21 protein-coding genes and 1 riboswitch are annotated in these 26,620 nt (G+C 59.7%); of the genes, 14 read left to right on the top strand and 7 right to left on the bottom strand.

Going from position 1 to position 26,620, the window contains the following annotated elements; all coding sequences use genetic code 11:
- Positions 1 to 73: 73 nt before the first annotated feature.
- From R8871_RS16625 to R8871_RS16615, 3 genes are all read left to right on the top strand, one after another.
- Positions 74 to 1,396, top strand: a complete 1,323-nt coding sequence (locus R8871_RS16625; RefSeq protein ID WP_175051431.1) for a sugar efflux transporter — start codon at positions 74 to 76, stop codon at positions 1,394 to 1,396.
- Between the two features lie 345 nt (positions 1,397 to 1,741).
- On the top strand, positions 1,742 to 2,839 hold the full coding sequence (gene gnd / locus R8871_RS16620) for a phosphogluconate dehydrogenase (NAD(+)-dependent, decarboxylating) (RefSeq protein WP_175051430.1): 1,098 nt from the start codon (positions 1,742 to 1,744) through the stop codon (positions 2,837 to 2,839).
- A gap of 15 nt (positions 2,840 to 2,854) precedes the next feature.
- Positions 2,855 to 3,559: an HAD family hydrolase gene (locus R8871_RS16615; RefSeq protein WP_175051429.1), complete on the top strand. Its 705-nt coding sequence runs from the start codon at positions 2,855 to 2,857 to the stop codon at positions 3,557 to 3,559.
- 37 nt (positions 3,560 to 3,596) lie between these two features.
- Here the strand turns inward: R8871_RS16615 and R8871_RS38710 are convergent, their stop codons facing one another.
- Positions 3,597 to 3,722, bottom strand: a complete 126-nt coding sequence (locus tag R8871_RS38710; protein ID WP_281370236.1) for a hypothetical protein — start codon at positions 3,720 to 3,722, stop codon at positions 3,597 to 3,599.
- A gap of 323 nt (positions 3,723 to 4,045) precedes the next feature.
- Between R8871_RS38710 and R8871_RS38705 the strand changes: the two genes are divergently transcribed.
- From R8871_RS38705 to R8871_RS16600, 4 genes are all read left to right on the top strand, one after another.
- Entirely contained in the window at positions 4,046 to 4,168 is a 123-nt protein-coding gene (locus R8871_RS38705) for a hypothetical protein (RefSeq protein ID WP_268959032.1), read from the top strand.
- A gap of 31 nt (positions 4,169 to 4,199) precedes the next feature.
- Positions 4,200 to 4,406 carry a hypothetical protein gene (locus R8871_RS16610; protein WP_093644221.1) on the top strand — a complete coding sequence of 69 codons (207 nt, stop codon included), beginning with the start codon at positions 4,200 to 4,202 and terminating at the stop codon, positions 4,404 to 4,406.
- A 375-nt stretch (positions 4,407 to 4,781) separates the two neighbouring features.
- Positions 4,782 to 7,175 (top strand): phosphoketolase family protein, encoded by a 2,394-nt coding sequence (locus R8871_RS16605; protein WP_175051428.1) that lies wholly within the window; start codon positions 4,782 to 4,784, stop codon positions 7,173 to 7,175.
- A 12-nt stretch (positions 7,176 to 7,187) separates the two neighbouring features.
- On the top strand, positions 7,188 to 8,360 hold the full coding sequence (locus tag R8871_RS16600; RefSeq protein ID WP_175051427.1) for an acetate/propionate family kinase: 1,173 nt from the start codon (positions 7,188 to 7,190) through the stop codon (positions 8,358 to 8,360).
- Between the two features lie 2 nt (positions 8,361 to 8,362).
- On the opposite strand, the gene R8871_RS16595 is transcribed toward R8871_RS16600, so the two are convergent.
- The gene (locus R8871_RS16595) at positions 8,363 to 8,632 is read right to left on the bottom strand and encodes a BON domain-containing protein (protein WP_175051426.1); all 270 of its coding nucleotides are present in this window, start codon (positions 8,630 to 8,632) and stop codon (positions 8,363 to 8,365) included.
- 318 nt (positions 8,633 to 8,950) lie between these two features.
- On the opposite strand from R8871_RS16595, the gene R8871_RS16590 reads away from it, so the two are divergent.
- The 4 genes from R8871_RS16590 to R8871_RS16575 are packed head-to-tail and all read left to right on the top strand — an operon-like array spanning position 8,951 to position 16,826.
- Entirely contained in the window at positions 8,951 to 11,083 is a 2,133-nt protein-coding gene (locus tag R8871_RS16590) for a type VI secretion system Vgr family protein (RefSeq protein ID WP_175051425.1), read from the top strand.
- 41 nt (positions 11,084 to 11,124) lie between these two features.
- Positions 11,125 to 11,547, top strand: a complete 423-nt coding sequence (locus tag R8871_RS16585; protein WP_175051424.1) for a DUF1795 domain-containing protein — start codon at positions 11,125 to 11,127, stop codon at positions 11,545 to 11,547.
- A gap of 13 nt (positions 11,548 to 11,560) precedes the next feature.
- Positions 11,561 to 16,018: a DUF6531 domain-containing protein gene (locus tag R8871_RS16580; protein WP_175051423.1), complete on the top strand. Its 4,458-nt coding sequence runs from the start codon at positions 11,561 to 11,563 to the stop codon at positions 16,016 to 16,018.
- Complete coding sequence (locus R8871_RS16575) at positions 15,996 to 16,826, top strand: hypothetical protein (protein ID WP_175051422.1); 831 nt, start codon at positions 15,996 to 15,998, stop codon at positions 16,824 to 16,826. Before R8871_RS16580 ends, R8871_RS16575 begins: the two co-directional genes overlap by 23 nt.
- Positions 16,827 to 16,893: 67 nt before the next feature.
- Here the strand turns inward: R8871_RS16575 and R8871_RS16570 are convergent, their stop codons facing one another.
- The 3 genes from R8871_RS16570 to R8871_RS16560 form a co-directional block, all read right to left on the bottom strand.
- Positions 16,894 to 18,105 carry a D-amino acid dehydrogenase gene (locus tag R8871_RS16570; protein ID WP_175051421.1) on the bottom strand — a complete coding sequence of 404 codons (1,212 nt, stop codon included), beginning with the start codon at positions 18,103 to 18,105 and terminating at the stop codon, positions 16,894 to 16,896.
- Between the two features lie 175 nt (positions 18,106 to 18,280).
- Positions 18,281 to 18,374, bottom strand: a riboswitch (glycine riboswitch).
- 181 nt (positions 18,375 to 18,555) lie between these two features.
- A complete protein-coding gene (gene gfa, locus R8871_RS16565; RefSeq protein ID WP_175051420.1) occupies positions 18,556 to 19,134 on the bottom strand; it encodes an S-(hydroxymethyl)glutathione synthase in 579 nt (192 codons plus the stop codon).
- 73 nt (positions 19,135 to 19,207) lie between these two features.
- On the bottom strand, positions 19,208 to 20,317 hold the full coding sequence (locus R8871_RS16560) for an S-(hydroxymethyl)glutathione dehydrogenase/class III alcohol dehydrogenase (protein ID WP_175051419.1): 1,110 nt from the start codon (positions 20,315 to 20,317) through the stop codon (positions 19,208 to 19,210).
- A gap of 419 nt (positions 20,318 to 20,736) precedes the next feature.
- Between R8871_RS16560 and R8871_RS16555 the strand changes: the two genes are divergently transcribed.
- The 3 genes from R8871_RS16555 to R8871_RS16545 all read left to right on the top strand — a co-directional run bounded on the left by R8871_RS16555 (position 20,737) and on the right by R8871_RS16545 (position 23,674).
- Positions 20,737 to 21,774: an aromatic ring-hydroxylating dioxygenase subunit alpha gene (locus R8871_RS16555; protein WP_175051418.1), complete on the top strand. Its 1,038-nt coding sequence runs from the start codon at positions 20,737 to 20,739 to the stop codon at positions 21,772 to 21,774.
- A gap of 19 nt (positions 21,775 to 21,793) precedes the next feature.
- Positions 21,794 to 22,768 carry a PDR/VanB family oxidoreductase gene (locus R8871_RS16550; RefSeq protein WP_175051417.1) on the top strand — a complete coding sequence of 325 codons (975 nt, stop codon included), beginning with the start codon at positions 21,794 to 21,796 and terminating at the stop codon, positions 22,766 to 22,768.
- A gap of 99 nt (positions 22,769 to 22,867) precedes the next feature.
- Complete coding sequence (locus tag R8871_RS16545) at positions 22,868 to 23,674, top strand: transporter substrate-binding domain-containing protein (protein ID WP_246287619.1); 807 nt, start codon at positions 22,868 to 22,870, stop codon at positions 23,672 to 23,674.
- 97 nt (positions 23,675 to 23,771) lie between these two features.
- On the opposite strand, the gene hutH is transcribed toward R8871_RS16545, so the two are convergent.
- Positions 23,772 to 25,346, bottom strand: a complete 1,575-nt coding sequence (gene hutH / locus R8871_RS16540; protein WP_175051415.1) for a histidine ammonia-lyase — start codon at positions 25,344 to 25,346, stop codon at positions 23,772 to 23,774.
- A 198-nt stretch (positions 25,347 to 25,544) separates the two neighbouring features.
- Positions 25,545 to 26,474, bottom strand: a complete 930-nt coding sequence (locus R8871_RS16535) for a LysR substrate-binding domain-containing protein (protein WP_175051414.1) — start codon at positions 26,472 to 26,474, stop codon at positions 25,545 to 25,547.
- Between the last annotated feature and the right edge of the window lie 146 nt (positions 26,475 to 26,620).

Genomic DNA, 26,620 nt, shown 5'->3' with positions numbered 1-26,620 from the left:
GGTTGTTCCGGCCACGAGGTCTGCGCCGCACACCACGCGTCGCAGACTCGCTTTCCCTGATCCACCGCCACCCGTGTTGAAAACCTCCCGTTTTTTCGACCTGCTGCATATTCCTGGCTTCAAGCCGCTGGCCGCCGCCACGCTCATGCTCGGTGTGGCCATGTCGTTCACCGCGCCGTATCTGTCGCTGTTCGGCGTAGAGCGCGCCGGTATGACGCCGCTCAAACTTGGCATCTTCATGACGCTGATCGCGGCCAGCGGCGTGCTCGCCAGCACCTTCGCCGGCCGCTGGAGCGACGCGAGCGGACGGCATCGGCCGTTGCTGCTGGCAGCACTGGTGGCCGCCGCTCTCGGTTATCTCTGTCTATGCGTAGTGCGTGACTACCGGCTGCTGCTGGTGGTCGGCATTGTCTTCATCGGCGCGGGCGGCTCGGCTATCTCGATGGTGTTCTCGTTCAGCCGCGCGGCGCTGCCGGTGCCGGACCCTGCGGAGCGCGCGTTCGCCAGCGCCACCTTGCGGACCATCCTCTCCGCGGCGTGGGTGTTCGGGCCGTCGGTGGGCGCACTGGTGCTCGCCGGCGCCGGCTTCTATGGGCTCTTCCTGTTCGCCGCGGCAAGTTTCGCGGCCTGCGCAACCATCGTCTGGCGCATGCGGGAGCCGCAAGGCCATCTGGGCGATCACACGGTGGAAGACACGGCCTCGGAGCCGTCGGCCTCGATCACGGTGCCGCCGTTGACCGCGCCCGGTGAAGAGGCGCATGAGGACTTGCCGGGCGTCGCCTCGCAGAACGACATCCGCCGTGCCGTGGCCGCGCTCACCTTGCTCGGGCTTGCCGCGAACGCCACCATGATCGTGCTGCCGCTCTACATCGTGCACGGCCTGAACGGCACGCATCTCGACGTGTCGGTGATGCTCGGCCTTGGCGCCTTGACGGAAATTCCGATGATGCTCGCGCTCGGCGCGAAGTCGTCGACGCTGCACAAGCCGAACTGGCTGGCTGCCTGCGCAGCGGTTCACGCGCTGTATTTCGTCGCAATGTCGATGGCGGGGAGCGTCCACGTGCTGATTCCGATGCAGATACTCAACGCGTTCGTGGTTGCGGTGACGTCGTGCCTCGGCATGGTCTATGTGCAGGATCTGATGCCGCACGCGCCGGGCCGCGCGACGGCGTTGTTCTTCAACGCAGCGCGGGTCGGCTCGATTCTCTCAGGCGTGTTGTCGGGTTTGCTGGTCGAGGCATTCAGCTATCGCGGCACCTTCCTGTTCTGCGGATTGCTGGCGCTTTGTGCGCTGGTGCTGTTTGCCGTGCCGGGTTATCGTTATCCGCTCATGTGGCGAGCGGTGCGGCGTTTTGCGCGCCAGCAGTACGAGAAGGTCCAGGCGCGGCGGCGATAGGGCTTGCCGTTCGCACGTGCCACGCCCTTCGTGCGCTCAAACCGATCCGATCCATTGCCCACATGCGACGACGCCCGCGAGAGCATCCCGCTTCATCCTGTGTCAGAAGTGTAAGAAGGCAGTTAGCTAAATCCAAGCCTGCGCGATGACTACAGCGCGCACCGATGCACGTCCGGAACTTCTGGCCGCGCAAAACCTCTGCAAAGAAGCGTATCGTCGTTCGATGCACACGGGCAAGCGCGATTCACTGCATGAACGGTGCGACCCTGCTACCGTGTGTCCGTCGCATCACCCGAAACGCAACTACAGTTAGGAGAGCCACTTGCCGCATGCCAAGCGCGCGGCATGGCCGCAGCACACCGAGCCAGATCGAGCAGCGCAACGAGACACTTTCCGGAGCGAGATATGCAGCTAGGCATGATTGGATTGGGACGCATGGGCGCGGACATGGTGCGCCGCCTGACAAAGGGCGGTCAGCAATGCATCGCTTACGACGTGCAACCGGCGGCGGTGGAAAAGCTGAAACAGGACGGCGTCGCGGGTGCCGCCTCGCTGGAAGACCTCGTCGCGCAACTGCAAAAGCCGCGCGCGGTGTGGCTGATGGTGCCCGCCGCGGTGGTCGACAAAACGCTCGAGAACCTCGTGCCCTTGCTGGAGCCCGGGGACATTGTGATCGACGGCGGCAACTCCTATTACCATGACGACATTCGCCGCAGCGCAGAACTGGCGAAGCGTCAGCTTCACTATGTGGACGTGGGCACGAGCGGCGGGGTTGCGGGACGTGAGCGCGGCTACTGTCTGATGATCGGCGGCGAGCCTGAGGTGGTGAAACGGCTCGAACCGATTTTCTCGACGCTTGCGCCTGGCGCAGGCGCGGCGCCGGCCACGCCGGGGCGTACAGCCGGCAGCAGCACGGCCGATCAGGGCTTCCTGCATTGCGGCCCGCAGGGCGCGGGGCACTTCGTCAAGATGGTCCACAACGGTATCGAATACGGCATGATGGCCGCTTATGCCGAAGGCCTGAACATTCTGCGTCACGCCGATGCCGGCAAACACGCGCGCGAAGCCGATGCCGAAACGTCGCCGCTGCGCCGTCCCGAGCTTTACCAATACGATCTGAATCTCGCCGAGGTCACGGAGGTGTGGCGGCGCGGCAGCGTGATCGGTTCGTGGCTGCTGGACCTGATCGCAGGATCGCTTGTCAGCGACGCCGATCTGCAGAGCTACGCAGGGCGCGTATCGGATTCGGGCGAAGGGCGCTGGACGGTGGCGGCAGCGATCGACGAAGGCGTGCCCACGCCGGTCCTGAGCGCGGCGCTATTCGCGCGTTTCAGTTCGCGGGGCGAGGCGGATTTTGCGAACCGGGTGTTGTCGGCCATGCGGCACGACTTCGGCGGCCACGTCGAGAAAGCGGCCACGCCGGCCGATGGACACAAGAGCTAATTCAGGGGAGCCGCGATGCCAGCCTCCAATACCAAGCCTCACGACGTCGTCTTTCTGTTCGATTGCGATAACACGTTGCTGGACAACGATCATGTGCTGGCCGATTTACGTGCTCACATGATCCGGGAGTTCGGTGCGCAGAACAGCGCGCGTTACTGGGAAATCTTTGAAGATTTGCGCAAGGAACTGGGCTACGCCGATTACCTTGGGGCGTTGCAGCGCTACCGGCAGGAGCACACCCGGGATACCCGTCTGTTGTTGATGTCGTCGTTTCTGATCGAGTATCCGTTTGCGAACCGGCTGTATCCCGGCGCACTGGATGCGATCAAACATGTGTCGCAATGGGGCCCTGCGGTGATTCTGTCCGACGGCGATGTGGTGTTCCAGCCGCGTAAGATCGCCCGCTCGGGCCTATGGGAAGAGGTCGGGGGGCGGGTTTTGATCTACATCCATAAGGAGCAGATGCTCGATCAGGTGATGGAGTGCTATCCGGCCCGGCACTATGTGATGGTGGACGACAAATTGCGGATTTTGACCGCCATGAAGAAGGCCTGGGGCGAGACGCTGACTACGGTTTTTCCTCGCCAGGGGCACTACGCATTCGATTCCAGGGAGATTTCCAGCAATCCGCCCGCGGATGTGACCATCGAAAGGATTGGGGAATTAGCTGATATCGACGTCGATATGCTTCTCAGCGGCGGGGCAGTTGGGGGCGCCTAGACTTTCTGCCTTTCAGCGCCCCCCCTTCAGTGGCTTGCTAGCCAAGGCCCGTAAGTTTGACCAGCAGGCCGAATATGCCCACCAGAACGGCGACGCCGGCACACAACAACACGAGCGAAAGAAGGAGAATCAGGGGCCCTTTGAGGCGGCTGGATGTCGACATGATGGCCGTTCAGATAAAGGGCGAGCAGCAGGGCACGCGCCAGATGCGGCTCGCCGTCGCGCATTTAGCGTAAAGAGCTTAATCGCATTCACTTAATGCTCACTTAAAGCCTGGCGCAAGAGCGGCAAGTTCCGCCGCGCCAGCGCGCCCGTCAGCCGGACGGTCCAACATCGTACAGACACGGCGGCCAATTGAGCGCATGATCCTTGCTTGGCACGCGTCATAACCCTATTTGATCAAAATCGGCTGCGTGCTCAATCGGATGCCCAGTTTCACGTCGCAGGCGATCAAACGCAGTGCGGCCGGCGGGGCAAGGAAAAATCATGACATCCGCAATCTGGGGCATCGTAGCAGGCATGGCGCTGATGTTCGGCGCTTCGATGTACCTGCGTCAGCTTCGTCTCCTGCACCGCCCAGACCGCCGTTGGACTGGCAAGAAACGTTGATTTGTTCCACATCCTCGAAAAGGGAGGCACCATGTCACCAGTACCTGCTCCGCGACGCTCGCCGTCGCCGTTGCGTCAGTCCGATTCGCCTGGCGCCGTGCGCGACCGCCGCGCTGAGCTGGGCCGCGCCGATGAAGCGCGCGCCGAGCAACGCGAACGCGACGACACGCGCAACGATCCCAATGCGAGCAAATGGCGCTACCAGCCACCACAGCGGAAAGAGAAAGAGCCGGTCTAAGGCCTTCAACTGGAACATCCGCGAAAGAACGAACACACCATCGAACGGGCGCTAGCCAACGTTCGGGTCGGCAATCGGATCGGCCATTTCCCTATCGACGCTTCGTGTGCCTACACGAAAGCGACGCATACGTGTCGCAAGCTCATGCTTTGGACGATTGCGCCGAACCATGACGCGCGCTTCCTGTCACACCCCTGACGATCACCGGCACGCCCCTCCAGAGCCTTGCACAACGGATCTTCGCCCTACGCCTGCGTTATGTCATGAGCATGACAATGCGGCCGCCATTGCCGGTTTTTCTTCACTGATCGCATCTCGAACCATCGCTGCAGCACCCGCTAACCTGCCTGACAGTCCTTTTCAAGGAGTGGCGCCATGGCCGAAGCAACCTCCCGTCCGACCCCGCCGAAAACATTGGAGCCCGAAACGTTGCGCAAGATGGACCGCTACTGGCGTGCCTGCAACTACCTCTCGGCCGGCATGATCTACCTGCGCGACAACCCGCTGTTGCGTGAACCGCTCAAACCCGAACACATCAAGAACCGCCTGCTGGGCCACTGGGGCTCAGACCCAGGGCAAAGCTTCCTGCTGGTGCATCTGAACCGGCTGATCAAAAAACTCGACCTGAACGTAATCTATATCGCCGGCCCGGGTCACGGCGCGCCTGCCACGCTGGCCCATTGTTACCTCGAAGGCCATTACTCGGAAATCTATCCCGACCGCAGTGAAGACGAAGCCGGCATGCGGCGCTTCTTCCGCCAGTTTTCGTTTCCCGGCGGCATCGGTTCGCATTGCACGCCCGAAACGCCGGGTTCGATTCACGAAGGCGGCGAGCTCGGTTATAGCCTGTCGCACGGCTACGGCGCTGCGTTCGACAACCCCGACCTGATTGTCACGGTGATGATCGGCGACGGCGAGGCGGAAACCGGACCGCTCGCCACCTCATGGCACTCGAACAAATTTCTCAACCCGATTCGCGATGGCGCAGTGCTGCCGGTTCTGCATCTGAACGGCTACAAGATCGCTAATCCGACCATCCTCGCGCGGATTCCCCGCGAGGAACTCGAAGCCTTGCTGACTGGCTATGGCCACAAGCCGTATTTTGTCGAAGGCGACGATCCGGACACCATGCATCAGCAGATGGCCGCGACGCTCGAACAATGCGTCGGCGAAATCCGCGCGATCCAGCAGCATGCACGTGAGGCCAATGACGCAACGCGGCCGCGCTGGCCGATGATCGTGCTGCGCTCGCCGAAAGGTTGGACTGGGCCTAAGGAAGTCGACGGCCATCAGGTGGAAGGCTCGTGGCGCGCGCACCAGGTGCCGGTGCTCGATCCGGTCACCAATGGCAAGAGCCTGAAGCTGGTCGAGAGCTGGCTGCGCAGCTATGAACCGGAATCGCTATTCGACAAAGCAGGGCGTCTGGTCGACGAACTGCGCGAACTCGCGCCCGAAGGCACGCGCCGCATCAGCGCCAATCCGCATGCGAATGGCGGCCTGCTGTGCAAAACGCTCGACCTGCCGGCGTTCTGCGACTACGCGATGGCGGTGAAGAAGCCTGCCGGCTCGTACACGTCGCCCACTGAGGTACTCGGCACGTTTCTGCGCGATGTGATGCGCAACAACATGACGAACTTCCGCGTATTCGGCCCCGACGAAACCGCGAGCAACAAGCTGACGGCCATCTACGAGGCCTCCGAGAAAACCTGGCTCGCCGAAACCATGGCTAGCGATGCCGACGGCGGCGAACTCTCGGTGGACGGCCGCGTGATGGAGATGCTGAGCGAGCACACGCTCGAAGGCTGGTTCGAAGGTTACGTGCTGACCGGACGCCATGGACTTTTCGCGACCTATGAAGCGTTCGTCCACGTGATCGATTCGATGTTCAACCAGCACGCCAAGTGGCTGGAGAAAGCGAAGCGCGATCTCGGCTGGCGGCAACCGGTGCCCTCGATCAACCTGCTGATCACTTCGCTGGTATGGCGTCAGGATCACAATGGCTTCACGCACCAGGACCCGGGGTTTCTCGATGTCGTGACGAACAAAAGCCCGGACGTGGTGCGTATTTATCTGCCGCCGGACGCGAATTGTTTGCTGAGCGTCGCGGATCATTGTTTGCGTTCGCGTGACTACGTCAACGTGATCGTGGCCGACAAGCAGCCGCATCTCCAGTATCTCGACATGGATTCGGCCGTCACGCATTGCACCAAGGGCATCGGCATCTGGGATTGGGCGTCGACGGATCAGGGCGTCGAGCCGGACGTGGTGATGGCGTGCGCGGGCGACATCGCGACCATGGAAGCGCTTGCCGCCGTGCAGATTCTGAAGGAGCGCTTTCCTGAGTTGAAGATCCGCTTCATCAACGTGGTCGATCTGTTCCGCCTGATGCCTGAACATGCGCATCCACACGGTCTGTCGGATCGCGATTTCGATTCCTTGTTCACCACCAGCACGCCGGTGATTTTCAATTTCCATTCGTATGCGTCGCTGGTGCATAAGCTCACGTACAACCGCACCAATCACGCCAATCTGCATGTGCACGGCTACCACGAGAAAGGCAACATCAATACGCCGCTCGAACTGGCGATCATCAATCAGGTCGACCGTTTCTCGCTGGCAATCGACGTGATCGATCGCGTGCCGGCGCTGCGCGGCGTTGGCGACCACGCGAAAGAGTGGCTGCGTGGACAGATCATCGAGCATCTTGCTTATGCGCATGCCGAGGGCATCGACAAGGAAGAGATCCGCAACTGGACGTGGAAGGGCTGAGCGGAGCGTGCTATGGCGACTCATGAGAAGACCGACGACGCGACTTCGACGATTCTGGTGTTGAACAGCGGTTCGTCGTCGCTGAAATTCGGACTGTTTGCGCGCTCCCTGCATGCTGGCGGCGATGAAACCTTGCTGCTGGAAGGGAGTGCCGAAGGTATCGGACGGGGCGACGGAAGCTTGCGAATCAAGTCGCCTGACGGCCGCGTGCTGGTGCAGGAGGAGCATGTGCTGGAGTCGCAGACCGACGCGTTGCAGAAGCTCGCAACCGTGCTTGCGGAGCAGAAGCACGGGCGTCCTGCTGCGGTGGGGCATCGCGTCGTGCATGGCGGGCCGCATTTGCGAACGCATCAACGCTTGACACCTGAAGTCCGGCAGCGCTTGCAGGACGCCGTGCACTTCGCGCCCTTGCACATTCCGCCGGCGCTGGCATTGATCGACGAGGCAACCAGGATTTTCGGCGATGCGGAGCATTTCGCCTGCTTTGATACGGCGTTTCATTCCACTTTACCGGCGCGTGCGGCGCAGCTTGCGCTGCCGCGCCGTTACGCTGAGGCCGGTGTGATTCGCTATGGCTTTCACGGGCTGTCGTATGAATCTCTGGTGACGCGGCTCGGCGCTGACTTGCCGCCGCGAGCGGTGTTCGCCCATCTGGGCAACGGCTCGAGTTTATGTGCATTGCAGAACGGCAAATCCGTCGATACGTCGATGGGTCTCACGCCGACCGGCGGGGTGCCGATGGGCACACGTAGCGGCGATCTAGACCCGGGCGTGCTGCTGTATCTGATGCGCGTGGAGAAGCTCGATGCCGATGCGCTGGAGAGGCTGTTAAATCGCGAGAGCGGTCTTGCCGGTTACGCCGATGGCGAAAGCGATATGCAGGCGCTGGAAAAGCGCGCTGCGGCGGGCGATGAGAATGCTTCGCTGGCGCTGGATGCGTTTGCTACCGCCGTGCGAAAGACGGTTGGCAGCTATGCGGCTTTGTTGGGCGGGATCGATTTGCTGGTGTTCACGGGTGGAATCGGTGAACACAGTGAAGAGATTCGTAAGCGGGTGTGCGAGGGGCTTGAGTTTTTGGGGCTAACGGAAGGGGATTCAGCGGGGAAGGTGAGGGCGATTCGTACCGAGGAGGAGAAGCAGATCGCGAGGCATTGCCGGAGACTGTTGCAAGCCAGCTCCGGCTGAAGTTATTCGGTTTTGATCGTGGTGAGGTCCGAGACGCCGGTTACGCCGAACAGGCGGGTGACATCTTCGAGTGCCGCGGTTCTTTGCTGCTCACGATGAAGCTCGCCTAGCAGCGTGATGCGGCCGTGCGAGACCTTTACCTTTATCGCGTCTTTAGGCACAGCAGCGTCCCACGCTAGTCGCGTTCTGGCTTCAGCCGCGACCTGTCCATCACTCAGGCGTGAACTGCCAGTAACGCCTGCGCTGTGCGCCGCCTGGCGGGATTTACGCATGTGAGCTCCATCGAGGTGCCAAGTCAGAGAACACTAACAGATGCGGACGACTCTGCCTTTGGCCGCCGCGATGGAAACTGCCACCTGATACCGCCCTTAAAATCGCCGCAAGTATTCAGGCAATAGCACAATCAATAGTGAATCCAATGTGAATTGATTATGAAATTGTTAAAAATTGCGACATCGCGTTCGTTAATTCACAAGGCCTTGCTATAGTGACCGCCGTCATGCGGTGTCAGATTAACTCCTGAAAAAGAAACCTCCTGTGTATCGCTTTTATTGGCGATAAGGCTCCCCAATAACCTGGTGGGGTAAATCATGAGTTTTGCATCAATTGGAAGTGGTAATGGCGCCGGTGGCAGTCCCATCGGATCGCTTGCGGCGGGTAGTGTGCTGGGCGATATCGGCTCGATCGCAGGCCTCGCCGGTCAGGCGGGTTCGCTCGCCGGCGTGCCCGGCGCGGGCTTGATGGGCAGCGCCGCACGCGCTGTGCAGCTTGCCCAGACAGGCATGTCGTTGCTCGGGCGCACGCCTGCATCGATTGCCGATTCGATCAACGGTGCTTCCGGTGTGCGGCCCCAGCTGACGCAGGAGAACCGCTTTATCAAAATCGAGTCGCCGCTTGGCGGCAACGTGTTGCTGGTCAGTGCGCTGGTAGCCGATGAATTCGTCAGCCAGCTTCCGGAAATTCATCTCGATCTGCTATCCCACCAGAATAATATCGAGATTGAAAAGATCGTCGGCCAGCGCGTGAAGATTACGCTGGATCCGCAGAGCGCCAATACGAATATTCTGACAACGACCGTTGCGTCTCCCGACAGCAGTCGCCGGTATTTTCATGGATATTCGGCATCGTTCAGCCGTGTGGGCAATTCCGGCACGGTCACCCGTTACGAAATGACGGTGGTGCCGTGGTTCTGGTTTCTCACCCGTTCGTCGGACTGCCGGATTTTCCAGAACGAGACCGCGCAGGACATTCTGACGTCGATCTTCAAGGAGCTGGGATTTTCGGATTTCGAGTTCCATATCCAGAGCGGGCGTCCGCAGCTCGAGTATGTGGTGATGTACCAGGAGTCGTACTACAACTTCTGCGCACGTCTGATGGAGCAGGAGGGTTTGTTCTGGACCTTCCGCTATGAAAAAGACAAGCACGTGCTTGTGATCGGCGACTCGAATTCGACGTTTGCGCCGATCGACAATCTGAAGACGATTCCTTACTACGCAGACAGCTCCGCCAGCGAGTTGAACGGCATCGACCGCTGGGACGAAGCATTCAGTTTCCGCGTGGGGAAAGTCACGTTCCGCGACTTCAACTACAACGCACCGTCATCACCGTTGATGCACGTCGAAGTGCCGACCGCCGCGTTGAAGAATCCGAACATCGGCAGCACGGAACGGTACGAGTATCACTCGCTCTACGATCAGGGCAACGACGGCGAGCGCTACGCCCGCTATGCGATGGAGGCCGAAGAGGCGCAGGCCCGCCAGTTCACCGGTAGTGGCTACGCTTCCCGCATGACCACGATGGGCCGCTTCACGTTGGTGAACCACCCGGTGTCCACGTACAACAAGGATTTCGCGATCCTGCACGTGCGGCACCAGGCGGTGAACGACTACTCGCGGCATGAGGCCGAGATGCCTTATCGCAACACCTTTACGTGCCTGCCGCTCGATGTGCCATTCCGTCCCGAGCGACGTACGCCCAAGCCCTACATGCACGGCACCCAGGCGGCGATCGTGGTCGGACCGAAGGGCGAAGAAATCTACACGGACGGCAGCCGCGTGAAACTTCACTTCATGTGGGACCGGCGCGGCAAACAGGATGGTTCCGATTCGATGTGGGTCCGTGTGTCGCAGCCGTGGGCCGGGAAAGGCTGGGGTGGCTCGGCGATTCCCCGCATCGGTCAGGAAGTGATCGTGGCATTCAACGAGGGCGACCCGGATAACCCCGTCATCGTTGGGCGTGTGTTCAATGGCGAGTCAGGCAATCCGTACCACGGCAGCAGCGGGCAGACGATGGGCCTCAAAAGCCAGACGCACAAAGGGGACGGCTCGAACGAACTGCGCTTCTCGGACGTGAACGGTGCGCAGGAATTCTTCATGCATGCGCAGAAGGACATGAATACCGTGGTGGAAAACGCCCAGAGTACTCAGGTGCTGAAGGGCGACAGGTCGATTGCCGTGGCTAAGGGCGACCACCTTACGACGGTGTCGGTTGGCAATCTGCAGGACGCTGTGACGAAGGGGAATACGACCCAGCAGACGCCTGCGGGGGTGCATACGATCGAGGCGAAGGAGTTGTGGATCAAGGTGGGTGGGGAGGGTGGGACGAAGATTCACATGACAGCTGATGCGATTGAAATCTACAAGGGTTCGTCAGTCATCCACATCGACGACGGGCAAATCAAGGTTCAGGCCGGTAACACACACATCAATCCCGATAACGGCTGATTCCCGACGCTTACCAATCTCTGTGTCACTGGAAGAACAACATGTATCAGATACAGGAAGGCTCACTGTCGTTGCCGGCCGACTGGCATGACAAGACGATGAACGTGTTTGTGTCAGCCTCCACGGGAACGGAAGGCGTGAGCTTTGTCGTGACCCGGGAGAGCCTGCCATGGGGGATGAAGTTTCACGAGTACACAGCCAACGAAATTCAGAAACTCTCGAAACAGGTAGCGGGTTACGAGCTGGTTGCCGGCGCGGAGTCCGAGGTGTCGGGCCGTGCTGCCTACACGCACGAATTCAGATGGCTCAATAACGGCAAGCCGATCCAGCAACTGCTTACGATGGTCGAGTATGGCAAGCGGGTCCTCATGCTGACGTTTACCGCTCCGGGCACGATAAGCGAAACGCAGAAAACTCAGGTACACGCGATGATCGAGAGTTTTTCGCTTAACGAGCCAAACTGAGCACCGCAAGACCATGGCCGACCAGGACAGCGACATTCCCGTTAGCAGCGGCGAACCAACTGGTACCGCTAGTGAACGGCTGGCACATCTGCAGACACTGGAGGATGGCGAAGCCGTCAAGCAGCGGCAGATGGAGTGGGTCGACGGCGCGAACTATGGGATGCTCGGCGCCGACGTTGGTTACGGCGCATACGCCGCAGGTTCGGCAGCCATTGGGGCCGGCGCGACCGGGGCGGCGGCAGCAGGCGCCGCTGCGCTTGCTGCGGTACCCGCGGTCGTCGCTCTGGCGGGGTCATGGGCGCTGGGTAAGCTGGGCGTCACTGGAGCGATTGCCGAGGGTGTGACGAAAGTTGGCGATGCGCTCGGCCTGACCATCGGTCGCGGCGATCCCCACCCGGCGTGCGTCGGCGACGATATTGCACACTCGTCCGGTTTCCTCGGAATGATGGCTGGACTCGCGGTGGGCATCGCCATTGGAGCAATGGTCGCCGCGACGGTGGCGACCGGGGGACTTGCAGGGGCACTTATCGTTGGCGTCTGCATGGCCGGTGGGTTGAGCCTGGGCAGCGCACTCGCCTCGGCAAGTCAGAGTATGGGTAGCAATTGCGGGAAGATCACGAGCGGATCGAGAAACGTCACATTTGAGGGAAAAGCTGCCGCTCGCGTCACCGATGTTGCGTCATGCTCCAAACATTCGAGCTCCCCGGAGCCACTGGTCGAAGGCAGCAGGACCATCACGATCAATAGCCTGCCGCTCGTGCGCATCGGCCATTCGACTCATTGCAGCGCCAAGGTCAATTCGGGTCGTAAAAGCGTTTGGGTTGACCGAACGACGGGGCAGTACGGGCCGAAAAATCCCGAGCTTACGGCCGGTGAAGAGTTCTTCGCGGGTTTGCTTGGCGGCCTGCTTGGCGCAAAGCTAGGCGGCATGCTCGGGGATGCGCTCCCGAAACGGGAGCCAACCCAATCTGCTGAGGTGTCTGGAAAGAAGGACGAAGTCTCCACGTGCAAGGAAGACCCGGTCGACGTAGCGACCGGTGAAGTGGTCGACGTCCGCACTGACATTTCAATTCCGGGTGTGCTGCCTTTGCAGCTCACGCGGCGTTACCGCACGCGCTCGGAAGACAAAGGGCTTCTCGGACCTAAGTGGTCGAACAACTGGTCGCAGCGCCTGTCGTTCGACGGCGGACACCTCGTGCGATTCCATAACGCGGGCGGACAGACGATTACCTTCGTTGCATCGGAGGTCGGTCTCGATGGCATTAACCTGCGCGAGCCTCGTTATCGCCTGATCGGCAAGCGGGACGAACCGCGGATTTTCGATCACGAGACACGACAGGTATTGGTGTTTGCGCCGCTTGCCGAAGCTCAAACTTCGAGGCTCGAGCGGATCGAGGACCTGAGCGGCAATGCTTGTACCTTTACGTACGCTGCGGACGGCCGTCTCGAGGGGCTTGTGCATACGGACGGCTACAGGCTCGATATTCTGTATCGCGGTGCGAAGCGCGAGGTCGACCAGATTGTCCTTTACGATGTGTCGGGCAAGCCTCGAACGCTCGTCGAATACGGATATGACGGGGCGATGCTGGCACGCGTCGCGAGCTTCCAGCACGGCCATTTCAATTACACGTACGACCGCAATGGATGGATGACTGCCTGGCGGGACACCGATCAGACCGACGTCCACTACCTGTACGACGAAGTTGGCCGTGTGGTCGAAACGGGTACGCGGCAGGGGTATCACACCGGGCAATTTGTCTACGAGGACGGTCGCACGCGCGTCATCGACGGCGACGGCGAATGGGTCTACGACTACAACGCCGACGGCCTGGTCACTGTGGAGACAAATCCGCTCGGCCACACCACCGTACGGGAGTGGAGACTCGGACGGCTGTTGACTCAGGTGGATGCGCTCGGCCGACGCACTCAATTTCTCTACGACGATACGGGCGATCTCGTGTCTGTCGAGGAACCAACCGGCCGCACGACACGGTTTGAATATGACGACACCCGTCTGATGACCGCGGTCGTACTGCACGATGGAGTGCGCATCAAGTTTGAATACGACCATCTGCAGCGCCTGATAGCTCGCACGGAGCCCGGCGGGACGATCAAGTGTTACCGATATGGAGAGCGCGGCGAACTCTTGCGTGTCATCGATGGCGTTGGCGAAGTGCGGCTCGACTACGACGCGCAGTTGCGGCTGACCATGACTCGACTGCCGACCGGCGCGGAATTCCGTACGGCATTTGATGTCCTTGGGCGTCTCATCGAAGAAGTTGATCCAGACGGTAACGTCACTCGGTATGACCATTCGGTGGGCGATGAAAATCCACGTGGCTCGGTCGCAAAGATTATCCAGCCGGACGGCGCCATTGTCCGTGCGCGGTACAACACCGAAGGTCTGCTCGTCGAGCAGAACGATCAACTCGGACGCGTTACCCGGCGCGAGTACGGACCGTTTGACCTTGTTACGGCGTCGATCGATGCTTCAGGGCACATTACTCGCTTTGAGTACGACCACGCTACGAGGCTGACCAAGGTCGTTAATGCGCTGCGCGAGACGTGGGAATATCGTTACGACGGCGCAGGTCGGCTCGTTACTGAGATCGACTGGGGCGGCCGCACGACGCACTACGAACGGGATGCGATTGGTCGTTTACTTGTAAAGACGCTGCCTGACGGAGGTAAATGGCGTTACGAGTACGACCCGTCTGGGCGCCTGACAACGGTCGACGCCGGCGACGTAGAGCTGGTCTATACCTATGACGATGCGGGTCGGCTCGCTACGGCCGAAGTTCGGGGAGAGTCCGCCCACGTTACGCGCTTCAGCTATGACCGACAGGGGCGTCTGATTGGAGAGGACCAGCACGGTGATCTCCTGAAACACATGTACGACGCCGAAGGTCGACGCAGTGCGCGAGTAACGCCACATCGGCAAACGCAGTATGAATACGACGCGCTCGGCGCACTGACTAAGGTCGGCCCGATATCGATCCTGCGCGATAGTCAGGGGCGGGAGACCAGCCGGCAGGCTGGCGAGTTCGTCATGCAGCGGCAATACGATGCGTTGGGCCGTGTGCGCCGGCAGGTCGCGGGGCCGCGATCGGCGTTCGACGAGATGCAGTCGAACCCGGTTCACGCGTTGGAAAACCTCACGCGTCAACTGTATTCGTACGACGCGGCCGGGCAGTTGGAGCGGATAGACACTGATTCTGACAGCGTGACGTATCAACGCGACTTACGTGGGCAGATAGCGTCCGTGCATGGCCTCCGTCAGCCACCGGAGCATTACCGCTATGACGCGAACCTCAACATTGCAGCGCACGGCCAGCAGGGGCCAACCGACGCTCATCGCTACCTGCCAGGCGGGCTCCCAGAACGTGTCGGCTACGCACGCTATCGTTACGATGCACGCGGGCGGGCGATCGAAAAGACGGTGGAGCAGCCTGGGTTCAGGCCGAAGACCTGGCAATACACGTGGGATGGGTTGAACCGGCTGGTGAAGGTGAGTACACCAGAGAGAGGGGTTTGGATCTATCGGTACGACGCGTTCGGCAGGCGGGTAGAAAAGAGGCTGGTTGGTGCGCGAACAGCGATTCGCTTTCTTTGGGACTGTGGACAGCTCGCGGAACAGTGGCAAGACAAGGACGGAACTTGTGCGTTTGTTAAGAGCTGGCACTTTTCTGAGAACTTTGACCCGCTAGCACATGAAACAGATCGTGGTGTCTTTCCAATTCTGTCGGATCAGTCCGGCTTACCCAAGGCCATATTTGACGGCAGTGGCGCGAAAATCTGGGACGCTTCCTACACGATTTGGGGGCGGCATCTCACGTTAGATCGGATCAACAATCATGTTGGGAACGACGAGCCGGCAGAAGTAAACCTCAGATTTCCCGGGCAATGGGACGATGAGGAAAGCGATCTGTTCTACAACCTGCACCGATTCTACGATCCTCAAACAGGGCAGTACCTGACGGTCGACCCGCTTGGACTCGCTGGTGGCCTGCGCACCCATGCTTATGTGACGGTCCCGGACACGTTGATTGATCCGTTCGGGTTAGCATGCTGTCCGGTTCGAGAAGTCAACGGAGCGAAAATACATGGCACCGGACAAAAAGACGGAACGCCAGGCCACGATCAATTTTCCGAGGTCATAGCAAACAAACTCGCAATGAGCGGAAAATTCACGGATATCTATTTGAATCGCTCGTACAATTACGCGAACGGTGGGGATGTGTCGCTCAGACGCCCCGATATTATGGCGGTCGATGTCAACGGCCAGACGCATGCAATAGAGCTCGCGTCGAGAACTGATATGGGAGCCAAGCTCCCAACGTTGACTGCTCGAAACAGGGCTGCCATGGGCAATCTGCCGGCGTCAAATCGCGGCGAAATTATCGTTCTCGATCATCCGTACAACGCGTCCGATATCAAGAGCGTTTTGGATGACCTTATTTCCGGAATTTAGTGGGCGAATCATGTGCACAGGAATGGCGTTATATGGGACAGATCGAATAAGTCCGCTTGAGGCATACAGGGCCGGCCATGAGTTCTTTTCAGAGATGTCGGTCGGCATAACGACCGCGGGATATACGCGTTACATTGAAGTAGCAGGCGAAAGGGACGTCGAACTTGTAGAGGTTCCTTTCGATGAACTCAAGAGCCTGATTGAATCTGGAGTCGCAACCGATTTCCGGATATACAACAACTCAGGTGGCCATGTACCCTGGCTCGCTTCGTTCGGCTACAACACGCCGTCCTTTGGTGGTTTTTTTAGTATTGATGCACAGCTCGACGTTCAACTTGCGGATAATGCCGGCAAGCTTACCGACTGCATCAAGCGAATAGCCACGAGTCTGCATGCCTCTTATGGAATAGCATATGAAGCGCCGAAGATGACCTCCGCGTTTTACTATGCAGCCGGAACCAATCTCGCAAAACTGAAACCGTACGAGAATCCGTCAGCCTTCGGCAAGGAGGTGCCAGGCGGGTCTTATGGAGCGGCTCGCTATCAAGAAAGCATGCTAAGGATGGTGTATCCGATCAATGTTATAAACGATCGTCATCTGAACATCGTGGTTGGTGGGGTTCCGCTTAAAGAATGGATTGTCGCGGAAGACAGTCGTGGATCCCTGCAGCCCATAGGGAATGACCTTTGGCTTTGGCTGGTGCCGGAAGCCGCGGTGGATTCAATCAATCAACTATGCGGGGAAGCGGGGATCCTGATTTCATGGAAGCCGCAAGCAGTTCAGCGTGCAGGTCGAAAATTGCCGTGAAGACATTGGAAACGGTAGAAAAAGCAGCCGATGTCCTTGCGGACACCGGGCCTGCCGCAAAAAGCACCTACTGAATCACCCCCGCCAAAACCTGCGCCGTAGCCGCCGACAACGTCCACCCCAAATGCCCATGCCCGGTGTTATAAAAAACCCCACGCCGTTTTCCACGCCCAACCTTCGGCAACATACTCGGCAACATAGGCCGTAACCCCGCCCACGGAATCACCTTCGAAGTCGACACCTCAGGAAAATACCGTCGAGTCCAGTCGACCAGCGGCGCAATCCGATCCGACCGGATATCCCGATTGAAACCATTGATCTCCGCCGTCCCCGCAACCCTGAACCGATCCACACCGAGCCGGCTCGTCACGATCTTCGCGCTGTCGTCGAGCAAACTGACCCACGGCGCGTTCTGCTGACTCACTTCATCGTCGAGACATACGGTGATCGAATAGCCTTTAACCGGGTAGACGTTCACGTGATCGCCAAGCATCGCCGCGAAGTCGCGGCTCTTCACGCCGGCGCACACCACGATCCGCTCGAAAGCAAACCGTTGCGACTCGCCTTCCAGATTGACCATCAACGAAAAGCGTCCCTCGGCCGGCTGCTCGATTGCGGTAATTTCCGCGTCGTAGTGAAACTCGACACCGTGCCGCACGCAAGCTTCAGCCAACCCGCGAGTGAACTTGTGAATATCGCCAGTGGAGTCGGATGGCGTAAAAAACCCGCCAAAAAAATCGCCGTGCAGCGTGGGCTCGATCGCGCGCAACTCGCTCGACGTCACCGGATTGCGCTCCAGTCCACCTTCGCGCAGCAATTCATTCACCTTGCTGGCCGCATCGAATTCCTTGCGCGTCTTGTAGATGTGCAAAATGCCGCGCCGCTCCAGATCGAAGTCGATCCCTTCGCGCTCGGCAATCGAAAACAGATGCTCGCGCGCCGCAATCGCGAGCCGCACCGTTTCGACCGTGTTCGTCCGGTAATGCGGGATCTGCCGTAGAAACTCACCCATCCACGAATACTTGTGCCAGGTGGGCATCGGATTGAGCAGCAGCGGGGCGTCGCGCGTGAGCATCCAGCGCAAGCCCTTCAGCACCGTGGCCGCGCTGTTCCAGACTTCGGCATTGCTGGCAGACAACTGGCCACCATTGGCGAACGAGGTTTCCATCGCCGCATAGCGATGGCGTTCGAACACGGTGACGTGGTGGCCGCGCTGCGCCAGGGCGTGCGCAGTCGTAACGCCGGTAATGCCGGCGCCGATAATGGCGATTCGTGACATGACATGGTCCAGAGTAGTTGAGCATCACCGGTGTCGATTTCGTGTCGAAACCGGCGTCGATGCCCCATCTGTCCATGTACCTGAGAGTTTCTTCCTGTGAGCATACGCATCGCGATGCATGCGGTATGCAGGGAATCCCCTTCGGTGGGCGCGCATGGCGCCGCTCTCCAGATGTTCCAGCTGCGCGGTCCTTTTGCCTGAGAGTTTCCGGGGCGGTTGCTCCGTCGGCGTCGTCACAATCCTCTGACGATCTCTCCCGCGCTGCATTGCAGAACGGCTAGACGATACCGGGCAATAAATTTCGCCGCAAGTGTTTCCTGCGATGCAACGCACAATCGACCCACCAGGGGTGGGAGCAAGGCGCAGTCCGGCGAACTCGAATAGCGCGGCAGCCCTTGTGGTGAAATTCCTGCAGGCGGGCGGATCGGCATCAGCGATCCGCCCTGATTTTCACGACTTCAGCACACCATTGCGCTTGGCAATATGTGTGGCGATCGCATCCATCAATGGCGGGTTGAGCGCGTCGTACGGTGGGAGTCCAAGCTCAGTGAGCCGGGCGCGCACGCCGTCCATCTGTTCCGGTTTCGCGCCACCGCCTTCGATTACCGACGAGACGTAAGCCGCAAAACGTGGCTCTTCCCAGCCGCTCTCGTCAGAGAGTTCGACGTGAATGAAATCAAGACCGTAGAACGGATGGTCACGGTTTTCTATCCGGCAATACATGTGCGCTCCGCACCCCTTGCAGGCATGACGCTGGATTGCCGCATTCTCGTCGACGATCTGGAGCTTCTCGGCATGAGCGGTAACCGTAACCTTATCGCGCGGGGCCACGGCGATCATCGCAAAAGCCGAACCAGCCGGTTTCCAGCACTTCGTGCAGCCGCAAACGTGGTTGTGCGCGACGTTGCTCTCCACCCGGACTTCGACTTTGTCGCTCTTGCATTGGCAGTGGAGCGTACCTCCGGTGAAACCAGGCGTGCCCTTCCTGACACCAGCGTCCACTGACGGGTGTATTGTCAAGGTACTCATTCTGTATCCTCCAATGTTTCTGAATCAAAGTCGGCGCAATGACGTTGCACCGAAGACGGCGCACGGTCGTGTTTTAGTAGTTGATCACCGTGCGAATCGATTTGCCGTCGTGCATCAGATCGAATGCTTCGTTAATCTGATCGAGCGGCAATTTGTGCGTGACGAAAGGGGCAAGCTGGATGTCGCCTCGCATGGCGTCTTCCACCATGCCCGGCAGTTGTGAGCGCCCCTTCACGCCACCAAATGCCGAGCCTTTCCATGTGCGGCCCGTCACCAGCTGGAACGGGCGTGTCGAGATTTCCTGGCCGGCCCCCGCGACACCGATGACGACGGACTGTCCCCAGCCGCGGTGTGCGCACTCGAGCGCCGCACGCATGACATTGACGTTGCCGATGCATTCGAACGAATGGTCGACGCCCCAACCGGTCATCTCAACAATGACCTGCTGGATCGGCTTTTCATGGTCTTTCGGGTTGATGCAATCGGTGGCGCCGAAGACTTTCGCCAGATCGAACTTCGAAGGATTGGTATCGATCGCAATGATCCGACCGGCCTTGGCCTGGCGAGCGCCCTGAATGACAGCGAGCCCAATGCCACCGAGCCCGAACACGGCGACGCTGTCGCCTGGCTGCACCTTCGCGGTATTGTGCACAGCACCGATACCCGTCGTGACGCCGCAACCCAGCAGGCAGACCTGTTCGTGATTGGCCGCCGGATTGATCTTGGCAAGGGAGACTTCGGCGACAACGGTGTACTCGCTAAACGTCGAGCAGCCCATGTAGTGGTAGATCGGCTGGCCGTTATAGGAGAAGCGGGTTGTACCGTCAGGCATCACGCCCTTGCCCTGGGTGGCACGCACGGCGACGCACAGGTTCGTCTTGCCCGACTTGCAGAACAGGCATTCGCCGCACTCCGCGGTGTAGAGCGGGATCACATGGTCGCCTGGCTGAACTGACGTGACGCCTTCGCCGATTTCCACTACAACGCCTGCGCCTTCATGCCCGAGCACGCAGGGAAACAGGCCTTCCGGGTCGTCGCCCGAAAGCGTAAAGGCGTCCGTGTGGCATACACCTGTATGGGTGATTTTTACCAGCACTTCCCCTTTCTTAGGCGGCGCAACGTCGATCTCGACGACTTCCAGGGGCGTTCCTGGGGCGAATGCAACTGCAGCACGTGATTTCATGACGGATCTCTCGATTGATCGACGAAGGCAAGGAATCTCTTTGGTCTGCCAATTCGTCATGCTCTGGTTCATATCAGTAGTCCGACCGAATGCCGGGCTACGGCGAGTTCACCTTCTGGTGCAGGCGCATCACGCGGTTCGATATGCGCGAAGAATTTGTATAGACAAGTTTGCACAATTAGAAAATGCATCGCAAGCGGTTTTGATCAGAATTGGCCAATCCTCGGGAAACTCCTTATGTATTAAGAGTACTGATCATCATGTTGGGATGCGTTACGCGAAGCGAACTGAAGTTCTCTCGAGTGAGACTTTAGAAAAACTAAGCCTTGCCTGTAGTTCTAATCGTTTGATGATCCGCTGCTGTTTTTCCTATCCTAGTGCCGACTGGACGATTGATTGAACACGAAAGGGGGCAGGGAATGTATTTGCGGAACGCGTGGTATGTCGCTGCCTGGAGCGACGAGATCGAAGACAAGCCGGTGAGGCGAATTATTCTGGAGGAGCCGGTCGTACTCTATCGCGGCCTGGGGCATGCGGTGATCGCGCTTGAGGATGCGTGTCCGCATCGCAAGCTGCCTTTGTCGATGGGCCAGGTTACGGGCGACAACCTGCGCTGTGGCTATCATGGACTGGAGTTCAGTCCTGACGGCGTTTGCGTACATGCGCCGGGTCTTGCGAGGATTCCGCCGAAGGCCTGCGTGCGGCGCTATCCGGTAGCCGAACGCTACGGATTGGTCTGGATCTGGACGGGAAATCCTGAGTTGGCCGATCCGGACGAAATACTGACGGTTGCGCACTACGACGATCCGGCATGGGGCGTCAATCTCGGCCCTGCGATGGACGTCAGCTGCGGCTATCAGTACATGACGGACAACCTGCTCGATCCGTCTCACGTCACATATGTCCACAAGACTTCGCTGGGTAACGCCGCCACCGCGGATGTGCCGGTCAGGATGACTATCCTCGATAACGGCGTGCTCGCCTCGCGATGGATGCTGGACTGCGAACTTGCACCGTTCTTCCGCCCGTATGTGAGCTTCGCCGGTCATGCAGACCGCCTGCAGCATTACGAGGTGCGCTACCCGTCGCACGCGATTATTCGCGACATCATTGCGCCGGCGAATTCAGGCGCGCCGCAGGGGCAATTGCATCCGGATGTGTTCCTCCTCGATTCATATAACTTCGTTACACCGGTGACGGAACATAGCTGTCGCTACTTCTGGTTTCAGGTGCGCAACTTCCGCCCTGATTGCGAAGCAACTGATCAGGCGCTCACCAACGATTTCATCAGCGCATTCAATGAAGATCTGATCGTGCTATCCGCAGTTGATTACGGCATGACGAACAAGCGAACGCCCAATACGGACATCGAAACCGATGCGGCGCCGCTGCGTTTTCGCCGCATGCTGCAAAAGATGATAGAAGCCGAACATGCGCCAGAGCATCTCGTTTCGTGACTTCCCGGGAGATATTGCCATGAGCGCCGGTACAGATACGATAGAAGTGCACATCACGGACGTTAGTGCAGCCGCCGACGACACCCGCGTGTTCTGGCTGGCCCGCACAGACGGCACGGCGTTGCCGACGTATGCGCCGGGCTCGCATATCGACGTTCGTCTTCCGATTGGACTGGTGCGCCAATATTCCTTGTGCGGCGCCGACGCCAGTGCACCGGTGTACCGGATCGCCGTCAAACGCGAACCTGCGTCCCGCGGCGGATCCGCATGGCTGCATAGCGCCGCGCAAGTCGGCACGAGACTGCGGATCGGGACGCCGCGCAACGCGTTTTCGTTGAGCGATACGGCAGATCAGCACCTCCTGATTGCTGGCGGAATTGGCGTCACGCCGATTCTCTCGATGGCGTATGCGCTCGCGGCATCGCGCAGGCGTTACACGCTCGCGTATTTTGCGCGCAGTGACGCGTCGGTGGTATTCCGTACAGAGTTTGGACGGTCACCTCTTGCAGACGAGGCACATATCCACGTCGGCCTCTCGCCGACCGCGACTCGCGGGCGCATTGCCGGTCTGCTGTCTGCAGCGCTGCCCAACACGCATCTCTATGTTTGCGGACCGCCAGCCTTCATGGAGATGACGGTAAGCCTTGCTCGCAACATGTTGGGCGAACAGTTCGTGCATCAGGAGTCGTTCGACCCAGTGGTGCGGGTTGCCGGCGACGAGCACGAGTTTTCGGTGCGGCTCAAAGGCAGGAGCGACGCAATACCCGTCCCGGCAGGCAAGACCGTACTGGCGTCTCTGCGCGAGGCGGGATTCGACCTCCCATCGTCGTGCGAAGTGGGTGTGTGCGGGACTTGCATGATGCGCGTTGTCGCGGGCGAGCCCGATCATCGCGACACCTATCTGACCGATGACGAGCGCGCGGCCGGGACCTGTTTCCTGCCGTGCGTATCGAGGTCGAATTCATCGGTGCTGGTACTCGACGAGTTGGCGTGAGCAGCACATGTTTTTTCATTCAAATCATAGGTACGGAGGCATCAAATGAACCTCAGTCGTCGGGACCTTGTAAAGGCGGTGGCTTGTGCGGCGTCCGTCATGGCCGTCGCGTTTTCTTCAACCGGCTACGCGAAGGAGTGGAAGACCGTCACCATTGCCCTCGAAGGCAGCTATGAACCGTGGAATCTGACGCGTCCGGACGGCACGCTGGACGGCTTCGAACCAGAGCTGGCGAAAAATCTCTGCACGCGTATGCACGTCCAGTGCAAACTGATCGCGCAAGACTGGGACGGGTTGATTCCCGGGCTGACCTCCGGAAAATTCGACGTGATCATGGATGCCCTGTCGATCAGTGAAGAGCGTAAGAAGGCGATCACCTTCTCGAAGCCGTACGCGAATACACCGGCTGCTTTTGTCTCGGTTGGGTCGGGGGTGTTGCCGAAGCTGCCGCCGGGCACGGTACCCGTCAAGCTGACCGGCAATCCGGCGGTCGACAAGCCGACCGTCGACCTGTTGCGCGTCAGCCTGAAGGGTAAATCGATCGGGATCGTCACGGGGACGGTCTATAGCAAGTTCATCAACGAGAACTTCAAGGATATTGCGAACATTCGCGAATACAAGAACGCACCCGAACACGACATCGACCTGATTGCAGGACGTATCGACGTGGCGTTCGACGACGCGTCCTACTATGCATCCGCCTTGTCGAAACCCGCCAACGCGACGCTGGGATTCACCGGTCCGAAGATTGGCGGTCCAATCTGGGGGGATGGTGAAGCGCTCGGTTTGCGCAAAACCGACACGGACCTGAAAGCCATGTTCGATCAGGCAATTGCCGCGGCGCTCGCTGACGGGACCGTGCACACGCTCAGTCAGAAGTGGTTCAAAACGGACGTCACGCCCTGAGGCCGGAATTTCTGGTCGCTACGTAGTTTAGTGTTACTGATTGAATGAGCCGTCGATATCAACGAAATCGACGGCTCATTTGCTATTGGTGAGGCGATTATTCGTGCAGCGCGCCAGTGATGTTTTCGACGATGCTCAACAGGTCGCCTTGCGTGACCAGTTCGTGAATGTGCACCATGTCCGGATGGAAGAAGCGATCGTCCTCCACTTCAGGCACCGTCTGCCTGATCCGGGCGTAGACTGCTGCCGTCGCAGGCGAGGCATCTGCCGGGTCGAAGAAATCCAGCGCCTGCGTTGCAACCATCAGTTCGATAGCGAGGACATGCTGGAGTTTCTGCGACGTTTCGTAGGCCTTGCGCGCGGCAAGATACGCAAAGCTCACGGGGTCTTCCTGATTGCCACTGGTGGAGACGCTATCCACGGTCGCAGGATGAGACAGAATGCGCATTTCTCCGAGCAGGCCCGCGGCGGTGTACTGAACGATCATGTAGCCGCTATTCAGGCCGGGACGCGGCGCGAGGAACGCCGGGAGTTCGCTGAAGTGCGGATTCACCAGCCGATCGGTCCGGCGTTCGGAGATTTTGGCCAGATTGGTCATCGCGATACAGAGCAGGTCGCTCGCGATGCCAACGAACGTGCCATCGAAATTCGCGCCTGAAATGGCGAGGCCGTCGCCCTCGTGGGGATAGATGACTGGGTTGTCGCCGCAGGATCCGATCTCGTCGAGAATGGCCTCGCGTGCGTCGTTGATGGCCCGCTTCGAGGCACCATGGACTTGCGCCATGGCTCGCAGACTGTAGGTATCCTGCAGCCGGTAATCGACAAAGCGTTCGGTCAATGCGCTGCCGGCGAGAATTCGTCGCAGATTGTCTGCCGCGTTGGACTGGTCCTGGTGTTTCTTGACCGAGTGGTAGCGCGCGTCGAGCGCGCGCGTTGTGCCTTTGAGCGGCTGCAAAGACATGGCAGCTGCAATGTCGGCGACTTTAGACGCTTCCAGCGCGTTATGCAGCGCGAGCATTCCGATAGCGGTCACCGAGGTCGTGCCGTTGACCAGTGCAAGCCCTTCCTTGCAACGCAGGGTATGAGGTTTCAGGCCGGCTTTCTCGAGCGCCGCCCGGCCGCTCATCCGCTCGTCGCGATAGGTCGCTTCACCTTCGCCAATCAGGACGAGGGCCATGTGCGCTTCGGGTCCGAGGTAGCCGACCGAGCCGTCACCTGGCGCAACCGGCGTAATGCCGTTATTGAGCAATTCTGCAATCTGCTGCAGCAAAGCGAGCGTGACACCGGAATAGCCTTTCCCAAGGCTTATCAGAATCATGAGCTGGGTGGCCCGGACTACCTCACGCGGCAGCGGAGCGCCCACCGAGACCGCGTGCGAGCGCACGATATTGCGTTGTAGTGCCTCTGCTTCTGCCGGTCGGATCACGCGGGTGGAGTTGTCGCCGAATCCGGTCGTGACACCGTAGACGAGGCGATTTTCCTCGAGAAACCGCTCGACCAGCAGGCGGGAGTGCGACACGCGCTCGCAATACTTTTGCGAGAGGCGGATCTTCGCACCATCTCTGGCTACCGCGATAAATTCCTCGATCGATATTTCGTCATCGCCGAGCAGCACGTCGCTAATGTGCTTTGGACGAGCCCGCAGGCTATCGTGCCCTGTGTTCATGTTCATGCGTGATCCCTATGATTTGGCTGGTTAGCTGAAACCATGCGGCAGGCATGCACCGGCAAACACCTACGGCTGGTGCGCATGGATTCGCTTTCGAGCATAGGGTGGCGCATAGACGCCGACAAACCATTTAATCTGCGCAGTCTCTGTAGTTTTTCTAAAACTCGCACGGCGCCGTCGGGGTGCGTAACGACGCGGAGGTCAACCCAATATTGCGTTGATTTCGCGTTGTGTCTGTGCGGCTTCCTCAGTCAGCCAGTCAAGGAATTGCCGTGCGTCCGGCGTATCGAGCGCACCGGGTTGCCACACCAGGTAGTACGGGTACGGCATGGGCAGCGAGATCTTCAATGGTGCAATCAGCAGTCCCTGCTTCAGGCTATCGGCAGTGAAGAGACCCTGACCGAGCGATATGCCTCTGCCACGTAGTGTCGCGTCGACGGCCATTCCCGAAAGCGAGTAGGTCAACGGAGCAAGTGTGTCTGGCACAGCGACGCCGGCTGCGCGCAACCAGTCGTCCCAGGCCGGCGGCGACCTCTCGTCCCAGCCCCACTCGACATGGACAAGGGGGTAGTGCAGCAAATCTGCGGGCTGCTCGATCGGGCTGTCCGCCCGCAGCAGTGACGGCGAGCACACGGGTGTCACCCGGTCAGTGAAGAGGGGGCGGCAGTGGGCTCCGTCTGCAGGCGGCGATCCATACGTCATACGGATATCCCAATTGCTTTCCCCGCGCTTCGGCTCGCGATCGGTGGCCTCGACATGGACGCGCACGCCGGGTGATAGCGCGTGCCACTTATCCAGCCGGGACGCAAACCAATGCGTTGCAACCGAAGGAAACGTGCTGAGTGTCAGGTGGGTACCATGCTGCGCCGCCTCCAGGGCCGTGTGCGCAGCATGAAAGCATTCGAAGCCGCGGGCCACGTGCTCGTGGTAGATCTGGCCGAGCGCAGTGGGGCGCAGGCCGGTACTCTCGCGGTCGAACAGCGCGACGCCGACGAATTCTTCGAGCTGGCGGATCTGTTGACTAACTGCTCCGGGCGTCACGTGCAGTGATTCGGCGGCGGCGACTACATTCTTGTTGCGAACCACGGCATCGAATGCCTGGAGGGCGCGCAGTGGCGGCAAACGGTTCATCTTCAGGGTTCCGGAACTGGCAGCACGCTGGTCATTCGGATCTGACGCCAGCTGCCCGATATTAGTGCAAAAAGACGGCCCGAAACTGCTTGCCAAAATAATCAGGATGCAGCTCGCGGATGTCCTTATCGTCGGCCTGGATCGTT

It is taken from the genome of Paraburkholderia sediminicola, from assembly GCF_902859805.1.
GTDB lineage: Bacteria > Pseudomonadota > Gammaproteobacteria > Burkholderiales > Burkholderiaceae > Paraburkholderia > Paraburkholderia sediminicola.
This window is presented reverse-complemented; position numbering and strand designations above follow the sequence as displayed.